This is a genomic window from Veillonella sp. 27098_8_77 (assembly GCF_041431535.1).
Taxonomy (GTDB): domain Bacteria; phylum Bacillota; class Negativicutes; order Veillonellales; family Veillonellaceae; genus Veillonella.
The window spans coordinates 31544-45084 of record NZ_JAPVXW010000012.1; the positions used below are offsets into that span (position 1 = coordinate 31544).

The following is a 13541-nucleotide window of genomic DNA, read 5'->3' on the forward strand; positions in this document are numbered from 1 at the left end:
TTCCAAAACAAAACTACAAGATATTGTATATTTTTAAAATTATTTTAATTTATACTACAATACTATACTAGTTTTTACTGTTTACTGTCTATCTACTGTCTACTTACTGTCTATCTACTGTCTATTGCCTATATATTATCATAAACAGATAAAAATTGTACCACAGTTTGTAGAACGAGCAAAAGCGGATAGTGAATCCTAGGACTCACTATCCGCTTTTATTGTATGTCTTATACCATACTATTATTGTAATTTAGCAAGAATCATATCAATTTTACGTTGCATTTCTTCATTTTGTTGGCGAAGTGTATCAATTTCACTAGCCTGTTTAGAGATTACAGCATCCTTTTCTTGGTCTTTTGCCAACAAGGCTTGCATTTCATCTTGCATTACATAGATGGAGCTAATTGGACCACCTTTATAGCGATCTGGAATAGCTTTCTTTTCAGGGCTATAGCCAAATTTATGGGTTACACCAGCGTTGACCATATTGTCATGGCTATCGAGGGATACACCGATGTTGAACATCGTATTTTCATTGGTGTAATGCGCCATACCAAGTGCCACAGCGGTTTGGGATTTGTAATTCCCCACACCGGCCATGATTTGTGTTGGTTCCAATGGATCATATTGAATAGGTTTCAATGCTGCCAATGCAGCTGCATTAGCGCCCGCTTTGCTTGCATATTGTCTTGCTGCATTATCTGCTAGACCCGTAAGACCACGAAGTGCTTGATCCACTTGTTGTTTATTCACCGCATCGGTTGGTTTTTCCGCAGGGCCCACACCGGTAATACGATGTCCGCCCATATCCAAATCAGAATTAATGGACACATTGGCTGGGGTATTGCCATTTTGACTGTTGAAAGTCATCGTTGGCGCTCCAGTACCCGCACCGGTAATAGATGTGATACCGGACAAGTTAGGATTCATCGCATAGTGAATAACACCATTGTTCACTGCATCTTCGGTAATTTGAATATTGCCATCACCTTTGAAATTAAATCCTGTAGATAAGGCAACGGAACGTACCGGTGTGCTACCAGCGCGGTCAGTAATACTGCTGGTTGTATAGTTAATATTACTTACACCAGAAATCGCATTGTCTAATTGTTGTTTGTTAACTGCAGAATTTGCTGTTGTGCCAGCAGCCACATTTTTAATTTCCTTGTTACCGGCATCGATACCATTGTTATCGAGGGTCATACCACCAACAGTGACCTTGTTAAAGGTTACATCATCTTTAGTGGCAACAGTAATCTCTCTGCCAGTGTTGGTAATTGTTATGTTCTTACCATCTACAAAGTTAACAGTATCCCCACCGGACACGGCTGCTGTAGCACCACCATTAGTTTGAACATTCCAGGATGCCGCAGATTTTGCCAAGTCTTTGATACGAGATTCACCATTCGCACTGAGATTGGATAAATCTTTATTGGCTGCATTTTCAGCGGCCGCTACGGCATTGCTCAACTTAGTGGTAGATGCGATAGTTACGGTATTACCCGATGCCGTTGTTGTAATCAACGCATTAGGACCGCTTTCACCATTGATATTAAATTGAACACCACCAGATGTATTCAATTTTTTAGCGTCTGTAGAGCCATTATTGCTACCAAGGGTGATGGTATTGTTACCCAACGCTTTTGTGCCGTTCAACGCGTTTTGAACAGCAGCATCCATTTGGCCTTTGTTTACGGCAGCATCATTGGTTGTACCATTAGCAATACCTTTAACCTCTTTACCACCTGCATTGATGCCATCAGTTGTAATAGAGATTGGTGTACCACCAGCAGGAGTTACGGTTACACCAGTAGGTGCGGTTGTAGTTGAGTTACCTGCTGCATCGGTTGTTGTTACGCCACCTTTAGATACAACAGTAGAATTACCAGCTGCATCGGAAATAGTAGAGGAACCACCTGTTACGGTTTGTGTATTACCAGCTCCATCTGTATATGTAGCAGATGTTAAGCCTGTTAATACTTTCGCGAGGCGAATGTTCAATGTGCCTGCCCCATCGGATACAACACCGATGTTGCCGGTTGCCAAATCAGCTGCATTTGCTACGCCACCTTTAATGGACAATACTTCACCGTGTTTACGTACAGATGTGGCACCTGTATCGCCATCAAATTTATGTTCTGCATCGGCTAAAGCTTGTGCTGTATTCGCATTGGATTTAGTAATCGCATCATTGATAGCGGTTGCTACGTTTTGTGTTGTAGCTACGCCATCAGTACCTACGGCACCACCTGTGCCTGTTGCACCATTAGCACCGACTTGACCATTGGCATCTACGACCAAATTACCAGCCTTCACATCTACAGTGTATGTTTTCACACCGCCAGTTGTATTATTAGATACTGTAGCAAGGCCTGTACCTGTTACATTAACAGCATCTTGTGCAGATGCTACTGCCAAGTCTTTGATCACTGTTTTGCCAGCAGATGAAATATTGGACAAATCCTTATCAGCAGATTTTTCTGCAGCTGTCACAGCCGCTGTCAATTTTGCGGTTGGTGCAATGGTTACATCATCACCGGTAGCAGATGTAGTGATTAACGCATTAGCGCCTGTATCGCCTTTGATGTTGAACGTAATAGCACTTGTGCTGAGTTTCTTCGCTGTTGTAGAACCAGCATCACTGCCAAGGGCAATTGTGTTGTTGCCCAATGCTGTGGTTGCATCGGTAGCCGCTTTTACAGCATCATCCATTTGTTTCTTGTTAACTGCAGCATCATCGGTAGTGGCTTTGCCAACGTTCTTAATTTGTGTATTACCAGCATCGATACCGGAGCCATTCAACTTAACAATGTTAGTACCATCAGTGGCAGTGACACCAGCCGGTGCTACTGTCGTTGTGTTTGTACCATCAGTAGTGGATAAACCACCTTTAGTCATAGCAGTTGTGTTACCAGCACCATCCGTGATAGTAGAGGAAGCACCTGTTACGGTTTGTGTATTGCCGGATCCATCTGTAAATGTGGCAGATGTTAAACCTGTTAGGGCTTTTGCAAGGCGAATGTTCAATGTGCCCGCCCCATCAGATACGACACCGATGTTGCCTGTTGCTAAATCAGCTGGCGCTGTTACGCCGCCTTTGATGGATAATACTTCACCGTGTTTACGAACAGATGTTGCACCTGTATCACCAGCAAATTTATGTTCTGCATCAGCAAGAGCTTGTGCAGTATTCGCATTAGATTTAGTAATCGCATCATTAATAGCAGTTGCTACGTTTTGTGTTGTAGCTACGCCATTTTTACCAGCTGTAGTGCCTTGTGTAGCACCATTAGCACCGATGTTACCTGTTGTATCATCAAGGACAAGTTTACCTTCGTCTACATTTACAGTGTATGTTTTTACACCACCAGTTGTATTATCGGATACCGTAGCAAGGCCTGTGCCTGTTACGGTTACAGCATCTTGTGCGGCTGCTTTAGCTACGTTCTTAACAGCGTTTTCAGATACGGCTACTTCATAGGTTTCACCCTTAGCAGTACCCGTTTGACCTGTTACAGTAGCCAAGTTGTTATCGCCAGATAATGTTTTAGCGACTACCTTTTCAGTAGATGTAGCTGCTGTTTGTGCATTAGCAATGGCTGTTTCCATTTGGCCTTTGCTAACAGCGGAATCGGCAGCTGTACCATCCGCGATACCTTTTACTTCTTTACCACCAGCATTGATACCATCTGTTGTCATAGAGATAGCAGAGGTACCAGCACCACTTGGTGTAATGGTTACACCATCACCATTGATAACAGTAGTATTGCCACCAACAGTGGTAAAGGTTGCGGATGTTAAACCACTCAATACTTTTGCAAGGCGGATGTTCAATGTGCCTGCCCCATCGGATACAACACCGATGTTGCCTGTTGCTAAATCTGCTGGCGTTGTTACGCCGCCTTTAATGGATAATACTTCACCGTGTTTACGTACAGATGTGGTACCTGTATCACCATCAAATTTATGTTCTGCATCAGCTAATGCTTGTGCAGTATTCGCATTGGATTTAGTGATCGCATCATTAATAGCAGTTGCTACGTTTTGTGTTGTAGCTACACCATTTTTACCAGCTGTAGTGCCTTGTGTAGCACCGTTAGCACCGATTTGACCTGTTGCATCATCAAGAACAAGTTTACCTTCATCTACATTTACAGTGTATGTTCTCACACCGCCTGTTGTATTGTCAGATACTGTAGCAAGGCCTGTACCTGTTACGGTTACAGCGTCTTGTGCAGCTGCTTTAGCTACGTTCTTAACTGCGTTTTCAGATACGGCTACTTCATAGGTTTCACCCTTAGCGGTACCAGTTTGACCTGTTACAGTGGCTAAGTTAGTATCGCCAGTTAACGACTTAGCAATTACCTTTTCAGTAGATGTAGCTGCTGTTTGTGCATTAGCAATAGCTGTTTCCATTTGGCCTTTGCTAACGGCGGAATCGGCAGCTGTACCATCGGCGATACCTTTTACTTCTTTACCACCCGCATTGATGCCATCTGTTTTATCAAGAACTACACCACCAACAGTCACTTTATCGAAGGATACGTTCTTAGCAGTACCAATTGTAATGGCACGACCTGCATTTGTAATAGCGATGTTATCACCATTGATGAAGTTTACACTTTCACCACCAGCTACAGCAGTTGTACCAGCACCATTTGTTTCTACATTCCAAGAAGCAGCCGTTTTAGCAAGGTTCTTAATGTAGGTATCACCGGCAGCAGACAAGTTGGACAAGTCTTTATCAGCAGATTTTTCTGCAGCTGTCACAGCAGCACTCAACTTAGCAGTTGGAGCGATGGTGACATCATCACCTGTGGCAGATGTTGTAATAAGTGCATTTGCACTAGTTTCACCTTTAATGTTGAACTTAATGCCACCAGTTGTGCTTAATTTCTTAGCAGTAGTTGTACCAGATTCACTACCTAACGAAACCGTATTATCTGTTGCACCTTTCAATGCATCATCCATTTGTTTCTTGTTAACAGCAGCGTCATCAGTAGTACCATTAGCAACATTCTTAATTTCTTTGTTACCAGCACTAATACCACTAGTTGTTACAGAAATTGGTGTGGCACCAGCACCAGCTGGTGTTACGGTTACACCTGTAGGCGCTGTCGTAGTAGTATTGCCAGCTGCGTCAGTCGTTGTTACGCCACCTTTAGTGATAGTAGTTGTGTTACCAGCACCATCCGTGATAGTAGAGGAACCACCTGTTACTGTTTGTGTATTGCCGGATCCATCTGTAAATGTTGCAGATGTTAAGCCTGTTAGGGCTTTTGCCATCTTGATATTTAGTGTGCCAGATGCCGTATCACCTACCACTGCGATATTACCAGATGTAAGATCTGTAGCAGTTGTGGATGCACCACCTTTAATGTTGAGTTGTTCACCATGTTTACGGCTAATTACAGTAGCATCATCGCCAGCAAAATTGTGTTTTGCATCAGCTAAGGCTTGTGCCGTATTGGCATTGGATTTAGTAATCGCATCATTAATAGCAGTTGCTACGTTTTGTGTTGTAGCTACGCCATTAGAACCAGCCGTACCAGATGCCCCTGTTGTACCAGCAGCACCGACTTGCCCATTGGCAGCTACCACCAAATTACCAGTATTCACATCAACAGTGTATGTTTTCACACCGCCAGTTGTATTGTCAGATACTGTAGCAAGGCCTGTGCCTGTTACGGTTACAGCATCTTGTGCGGCTGCTTTAGCAACGTTCTTAACTGCGTTTTCAGATACGGCTACTTCATAGGTTTCACCCTTAGCGGTACCTGTTTGACCGCTTACGGTAGCCAAGTTAGTATCGCCAGACAATGTTTTGGCAACTACCTTTTCTGTAGATAAGGAACCACCCGCTGCAGCTGTAATGGCAGCATCCATTTGGGCCTTATTAACTGCCGCATCAGCAGTAGTACCCGTAGCAACACCTTTAATTTCCTTGTTACCCGCATTGATACCAGCCGTTGTCATAGAGATAGCAGAGGCACCAGCACCACTTGGTGTAATGGTTAGGCCATCACCATTAATAACAGTAGTATTGCCACCAGCAGTGGTGAAGGTTGCGGATGTTAAACCGCTCAATACTTTTGCAAGGCGAATGTTCAATGTACCTGCCCCATCGGATACGACACCGATGTTGCCTGTTGCTAAATCTGCTGGCGTTGTTACGCCACCTTTAATGGTTAATACTTCGCCGTGTTTACGAACGGATGTAGTACCTGTATCGCCAGCAAATTTATGTTCCGCATCAGCTAAGGCCTGTGTTGTGCTTGCTTTTGCCTTAGTCACAGCGTCATTAATAGCAGTCGCTACATTTTGTGTTGTAGCTACGCCATTAGAACCGGCCGCACCAGATGCACCTGTTGTACCAGCAGCACCAACTTGCCCATTGGCAGCTACCACCAAATTACCGGTATTCACATCAACCGTATATGTTTTAACGTCGCCCACTGTATTATCGGATACCGTAGCAAGGCCCGTGCCGGCTACTTTCACAGCATCTTGCGCAGCCCCTTTAGCTAAATTTTTAATAACTGTTTCACCGCTAGAGGAAATATTGGACAAATTCTTGTTCGCTGCATTTTCAGCAGCCGTTACAGCGGCGGTCAATTTAGCAGTTGGTGCAATGGTTACATCATCGCCACTAGCAGATGTTGTAATCAACGCACTAGTCCCAGTTTGTCCCTTAATGTTAAATTTAACATCCCCAGAGGCCAATTTTTTAGCCGTCGTGGATCCTGTGGAGCCACCAAGGGCAATCGTACGATTGACAGCTGTTGACGAATCCGTAATCGATTGTTGCGTTGTCGTATTCAAGTCATAAGATACTTGACCATTCGCACCTACCGTGACCACCGTAGTTGTACCATTTTTAAAATTAAGACCATCGGATACCTTAACCGTATTAGCCGTACCGCCATTCGCCTTATAGCTAATGGTTTGAGCTGCATTCGCTTTATTAATCGCTTGCGCTACATCATTGGCGTCCGCCATGCCTGCGCTAGCACTAGCCGTACCATCCGTAACGGTAATAGCTTGCTTTTTACCAGAAATGGTGAGCGTCTGATCCTTGCCCTTTGTCGTAATATACGTGCTATCACCGACTACGTTTAATGCACCAATTGTCAAATTAACGTCGCCACTTGTGCCGCCCTCAGCTGTGAAAGCAAGGTTCATGCTCTTAAGTTGTGCTACGTTGACCGCATCAGTGTCTTTGTCCCCAGCAGCAAGGCCCGTCAATTGACGTGTATTAGTACCATCGCCAATGGAAACAGCGGCCCAAGTGCTTGTCATCGCATTGCTAAGTCTAGGTGTATAGATATTAGACCGCCCTGTATTCGGATTATAGCCAGCAGTAGCTACGGTCTTCGCTATGGAACCATAACCTAATGCTACGCCACCTTCTACGGTAGCTTGTGTGTTCGCACCCAATGCCAATGAGTTCTTGCCGACTGCCTTCGCCGTATTACCATAAGCGGCAGCATTTTCACCACTCGCAGCAGAATTATAACCAACAGCAACCGTAGCGCTTTGATTAGCCTCTGAATTGAGACCAATTGCCACCGCCGTAGAGCCAGTTGCTTTTGCTTGTGGCCCTAGTGCAGTTGCAGAGGCACCAGTAGCTTTAGAAGTCTTGCCGAGTGCTACAGAATTAATTTGATTAGATACCGTATCTTGGCCAATGGCAATGGAGTCACCATTGCTAGCATTAGCATTTTTACCAATAGCTAATGCATCGCTACCGCTAGCTTGGCTAGATGTACCTAGTGCAACTGCATCACCAGCAGTGGCCTTCGCATTATAACCGATAGCCGTTGCCTTAGCCGCACTAGCCTCTGTTTTTTCAGTATTATTATTAAAATAATCTCCATTACCACCGCCGATAGCAATAGAGTTTTCAGCAGCAGCTCTCGCACTACGACCTAAGGCCGTTGCATTTCCACCTGTTGCAACAGCTCTTAAGCCAATAGCTGTATCGCCCCATTTTTGATAACTATTAATAGTAGTTGTCGTATCTTTATATGGATCAGTACCAATATTTATTCCAGATCCATATACATCTGCACCAGCTAAGGCTTGCCAACCTAATGATACAGAACCTTGTCCATAGCCACTGCATGATCCGACATAGCCGATGCTTGATAACCAATAGCAACACCATAGTCACCACCAACATTGGTTTGCTTCCCCATCGAAATGCCATAGGATTTGCTATTTCCTGCACCAATACCTATCGTAATTGTGTCTAGGCCCGCCGAAGATGATGCAAGACCAATTGCAATTGAAGGTGCTACCCTAGTAGTGCCAGTAGCCGGATCTACTGCTGACGCACCAGAAGCCACAGAATTCAGACCAATAGCAACCCCACCAGGTGTCGTTACCCCCCATGAATTGTTCCCTTGAGGCACAGGTGCTGCCATTACACTACAACCTTGTGTAGCTAACCCTGCCAGAATACTAGCTACTATAATTTTCTTTTTCCCTGTTGTATTCTTCGCCATTTCCGATGCAACGACGTAACATTGTTTTGATTTAGACCAAATCACTTTAAAAATCTTATTCACAGTCCACGTATCTCCTCATACTAATATATATCATTTATTATTGATAACTCATTCATTTACAAAACTAGACAATAATAGTCTAGTTTTATGCGTACATGTATAAAAATATCATATGATATTCATATTTTCAATAAATTAGATATAGTTTTATGAAAATATTATGAATTTTTAAGCAATTGTAACTAATTCCTTATATTAATTTTATTTATACGACAAATAGCGGCTAGTACATCGGATGAGATATACTAGCCGCTATATAGTTACGGATTTTATAATATATTTTTATGAGTCTTATATATTGTATTATTTTATATACATTATATTATCAACTATTTTTTATTCACTCTAACCCGTTCAATAGTTGGTTGTCCTTGATGATTTTTAGCCACTGTATCAACACGGAACAATGCCATTTCAGGGCTAAATTCTGTTACGAGTTGTTCGTTTACTTGTACGCCATTTTGAATTGCACGGTATACGATTTGTGCAAACTCATAACGTGTTAACATACGATCCCCACCGAATGTGCCATCAGGGTATCCTTCTACTAAGCCACGACGAGATAAATCGCTAACGGCTTCATATGCCCAATGATTGCTTGGCACATCTGGGAATAATGTAGTGCGGTCAGCTTTCATATTAGTACCAGCTACACCATTTAAAAGAGTTGTCAATTTTTGAATTTGTGCATTTTGAAGAGCTACGGTTTTCTTAAGTTCTAGCACTTCTTTACCGATGGCTACGCGAGAACGAGATACATTGCTATGAGCGCCGACTTTCACAGAAAGGCCTGCATTCACAACGGTTTCCCCATTGCCAAGAGTAGAACCTACGCTCAATTGCACGTCTTCATTAGGACGATAGAACGCACCGAGTGCAGCCGCATTACCATTGTGGTAATGACCATAGCCAGCCGCGAAGTCCCATTTAGCATCAGGGTCAAAGTCGAGTGGATGAAGGGCCGCCAAGGCAGCAGAACCAGCTACGGCCTTGTTAACGCGTTTATCTAGGCGGGATACGGTACCATTGATGTTTGTAATATCGCCACCGATATTGTTGCGCAATTGTTTAAGTTGAGCCACATTAACCGCATCAGTATCATTTGTACCAGCTGCAACGGATGTAATTTGGCGTGTTACATTATTTCCTGCGTCACCAACAGATACTGCGGAAGCTGTAGATTTCCATGTAGCTGATGTATTAGTGGATGGCGCATTAGTAAGAATATCATAACCAACTGCACCCGCTGCTACTGTCGCTTTAGATCCACTACCAAGTGCTACGCCACCTTCGGTGGATACGTCTGTGTTATGACCGAGGGCCACCACATCATGTACCGTTGTTGTTGTAGCCGCATCGCTAGAACCAATGATAACAGCGTTATTAGCACCTGTTACGGTACGGTTATCGCCAACGATGACCGTGTTCTTTGCATCGGATACAGTATTCTTAGAGCCGATAGTAGTCAAATGTTGTACATTAGAGGCTGTATTGCCGACGCCCATAACAAGGTTATCTGCACTTTCAGCATGGTTAGCACCTGTTACAGTGTTATTGATACCAAGCATGGAGGTGCGCAATGTGTAATCTGCTTTGTTGCCACCACCGAAGGCCATCGTAGCGCCGCCGCCATTAGCATCTTTTACGGCTGTACGGAATTTTCCAGCTAATTCCTTCGCAGAGCTGCCACCATCTTCAGGTGCACCATAAATAGATTTAACGGAATTTGTAATTTCATTGCCAGCACCCACAATAATAGAACCATTAGAATTAAAGGTTCTGTTTGCTGTACCAACGATGCTATTAGCAACACCAGAGTAATAGTTACTAGCCGTTTCAGATTCAACGCTATTTAAAGAACCATTAATAGTGGCACCTAAATTTTTTGCCGGATTAGAAAAACGACCTCCAGTATATTCACTAGAGATAATATTATAGGTACCGGTACTAGTTGTAAAAGCACCATTACTAAAGCTATTAGCACCTACTGTTGTGGCGTACGCATTTAATGCATATTTACGAGTAGTAGATGTATCTACTGTGATATCACCAAGGTCACCTGTATAGTTATGAGAACCAATCATAGTACTGCCAGTACGAGCAAATGTATTATCGCCAATTGCAACACTGCCTACTACCTTTGTTGGATCTGCCGGAATTCTTGAAGAAGAGAGCCAATTACCACTAAAGGTTGTTTGCCCTAATGCAAAACTGGCCTCTACGCCACCAGCCATATTTTCAATCTTTGCATTTTTACCAATGGCAATACTACCGCCTTGGCTAGCATAGTTATTGATGTTAGCACCTTTACCAACTACGATATCACCTGTAGCTGCACTAGCACCATTAGTGTACTCAACCTTAGCACCATTACCAATAGCGACGTTTTCAATCTTTGGTGCATCACTACCAGTACCATATGCTACACCATTGCCTGTACCTATAGAAGTATCAGGAGCAGCCATAGCAACACAACTTAAACTAGATAACAACACACCGTTAATTAATAAAGCTAATAAACGTTTCCGTTTGTTCATTTTATCGCTCTCCATTTCACAAATTATACAAAAGATGAATTATATACACAAAAAATTCATCTTATCTTTATATTTAAATATTATACCACTTTGATTTGATTTGTAAAATCATTAATTTAATATATAATTAATGATTTTTAGATATACCTTATATGCATTTTATCAATAATTATCTGTGATATATCTCACAATACAAGATTTACTATAGAATATAATCCATTAATATCATGTAATATTAAATCAGTTTAAAAATTAATAATCTTGCAATGTTATCAACTAAAATAAAAAGCGGATAGCTAATCGCAATGGACTAACTATCCGCTTATATACTGAGGTTTCTTATGAATGATCTGTTTATATTGTACAGCTATCTGAATATCTCAATATTATCTGTTATTCAATTTTTGTACGAGCATATCTACTGTTTCTTGTAACTTTTTATTTTGAGCCTCCAATGTATCAACCCGTTGTTCGAGAGCATTATAGGAAGCAGGAGAGATTTTTTGTAATGTTTTGTTTTCGCCGAATTTGTAGGATACGCCAAGGTTGGCCATGATGCGGTCACTAACGGTAGCACCTGCTGTGAGGAGCAAGTTTTCCTTTGGATAGTAACCCACACCAAGGGCTAGCGCATTGGCATCTTTGTAGTGTCCAATACCGCCCATCACTTGTACCCGATTATCTGGATCAAATTGCATTGGGTGTAATGCAGCTAGTGCCGCAGCACGAGCATCGCCTTTATTTGCTTCTTTTCCCATATTGCTAATTTTATTGTATAGATTATCTATTTGTTGGTTCGCACCATATAATTGGGAACCATTGATGGCATCCGTGGATTCCGCACTAACACGTCCAGCTGCCACATGAGTGATGGTACGTTCTGCATCAGTAGTACCTACCGATACAGTAGATACTGGTGCAGTACCGGCAAAGTTAACGGTGCCGCCTGCATAGGTATAACTTGGAGTAGCTACCACATCACTACTTTCAGCAGTGGAATCATTACCTAATACAACTGCATTTTCTAGGGATGTTTTCACATTATTACCCATTACAAATGTGTTATTGGCATTAACGCGATTATTGTTACCTACGCTATAGGAATTATCCCCATTAACAGTGGCCACATTATACGTACCTACACCAAAGGCACCAGATTGATTACCCTCAATTTTATTATATGCACCAATAGCAGAGTTCTTGTCACCTTTAAAAATAACGCCATGGCCCATGCCGTAGTTAAAATTGCCGTTCACATTAGAGTTAGAGCCAATCAACACCGTATTGTTACCTGTGCTGCCACCAGCTTGGCCAGCGCCAAGCCATACGTTTTTATTCCCTGTAGCACCAGAACCGGCAAAAGAACCGATAGCAATTGTATCAGAAATAGTTGATTTAAAGCCTGCCGCAAAGTTACCTAAGAAGTTATAGTCTCCTTTGCCTTCCACAAATGTTTTAGCACCTAATGCGACATTGCCACCACCATTTGATCCGCTCAACGCTAAGCGTCCGATGGCAACATTGTTACCTTTTGCATTTGGATCTCCTAAATGAGAATATGGATTACTATTGGCCGCCCCAGTTTGACCACCAAGATGAACATTATCCGAATTGGTGAAAGAAGCACCCTGTAGTCCGATATTATAGGCTGCACCACCAGTGGAAACAATAGGTGTATCAGCCGCTTGCACTAGGCCCATAGAAGATACACTAAACACACTAAACATTGAAACAATACATAATTTTGTTGCGTAATTCATATTACGTCCCTCCCACATTCTCAAAATGTGTTGCTATACTCCCGCTAGCGTTCTCGAGGCACCATAAATTTCAGCCACCACGTAAGGATTTCCGCAGGTACTCAATTTGGCGAGTATCCGTCTCGTATAATCTAGATGTTCTAACAAAGCATCGCGTAGTTTGCGTTGCACGTGGTCAGGGGAATGAAATACGAGTATAGGATCAAAGTCTCCTATGATGATATACGTCGTATGTGGTTCTGGTCCTGGCTCAATGCGGTATTGAAATGGAACGATAACGTTGAATAAACCATATACCACATCACGCCCGATTGGTTTGCGCGATTTCAGGCTCGCAAAGGTCATGTTCGGACTCATTGTTCTAGGGTCCGTATACATCGGCTTTGACCGCCTCGAAGATTGAATGCCGTTTGCTAGAACTCCCTCGTGGTGCGCTACCTCTTTCAAAACCGTCTTAATAGATTTATGAACGATTTCACGCCGACCATCTACATAGTAACACGCGGTATAATCACCGCCGTCAATGTAGATTGGGATCAAGCAACATATATGATGATCTACATCGCCATATATTGCATTTGGGTTACAAGAAATTAATTCGTTATTACTTACATTTGTAGACGTTGTATTCAACATTATCTTAACCTTTCTTAAGATTAATAAATAGTCAG

The 13541-nt window shown here is 42.6% G+C and carries 5 protein-coding genes and 1 pseudogene; all 6 read right to left on the bottom strand.

Features of this window, described 5'->3' with window-relative positions; translation table 11 throughout:
* Positions 1 to 243: 243 nt before the first annotated feature.
* Positions 244 to 7572: a YadA-like family protein gene (locus O3617_RS07590; protein ID WP_371449416.1), complete on the bottom strand. Its 7329-nt coding sequence runs from the start codon at positions 7570 to 7572 to the stop codon at positions 244 to 246.
* Positions 7573 to 7587: 15 nt separating this feature from the next.
* Positions 7588 to 8145: pseudogene (locus O3617_RS07595) on the bottom strand (hypothetical protein); the annotation flags it as partial.
* Positions 8094 to 8573, bottom strand: a complete 480-nt coding sequence (locus tag O3617_RS07600) for an ESPR-type extended signal peptide-containing protein (RefSeq protein WP_371449418.1) — start codon at positions 8571 to 8573, stop codon at positions 8094 to 8096. The gene O3617_RS07600 and the pseudogene O3617_RS07595, both read right to left, overlap by 52 nt.
* A gap of 329 nt (positions 8574 to 8902) precedes the next feature.
* Complete coding sequence (locus O3617_RS07605; RefSeq protein ID WP_371449420.1) at positions 8903 to 11110, bottom strand: S-layer homology domain-containing protein; 2208 nt, start codon at positions 11108 to 11110, stop codon at positions 8903 to 8905.
* Positions 11111 to 11496: 386 nt separating this feature from the next.
* Positions 11497 to 12870: a YadA-like family protein gene (locus O3617_RS07610; protein ID WP_371449422.1), complete on the bottom strand. Its 1374-nt coding sequence runs from the start codon at positions 12868 to 12870 to the stop codon at positions 11497 to 11499.
* Positions 12871 to 12903: 33 nt separating this feature from the next.
* On the bottom strand, positions 12904 to 13506 hold the full coding sequence (locus O3617_RS07615; RefSeq protein ID WP_316602594.1) for a hypothetical protein: 603 nt from the start codon (positions 13504 to 13506) through the stop codon (positions 12904 to 12906).
* Positions 13507 to 13541 lie beyond the last annotated feature (35 nt).